The 252-nt window shown below is 54.4% G+C and carries 1 pseudogene; it reads right to left on the bottom strand.

Going from position 1 to position 252, the window contains the following annotated elements:
• Positions 1 to 252: pseudogene (gene glnA, locus V5P19_RS24090) on the bottom strand (glutamine synthetase); the annotation flags it as partial.

Here is a 252-nt window from a genome sequence, read left to right as displayed (position 1 = left end):
CTGTAGTACAGCTCAAACTCTACCGGATGCGGAGTCATACGCACGCGGTCATCTTCTTCGCGACGCAGAGCGATGTACGCATCAATTGCTTCGTCAGTGAACACGCCACCGGCTTTCAGGAACTCGCGGTCCAGATCCAGTTCGTTCAGTGCTTCTTCCAGAGAGCCTGCAACCTGTGGGATCTCTTTCGCTTCTTCTGGCGGCAGGTCATACAGGTTTTTGTCCATGGCTTCGCCCGGATGGATCTTGTTC

The organism is Enterobacter sp. UNJFSC 003 (assembly GCF_036903355.1).
Lineage (GTDB): Bacteria > Pseudomonadota > Gammaproteobacteria > Enterobacterales > Enterobacteriaceae > Enterobacter.
This window is presented reverse-complemented; position numbering and strand designations above follow the sequence as displayed.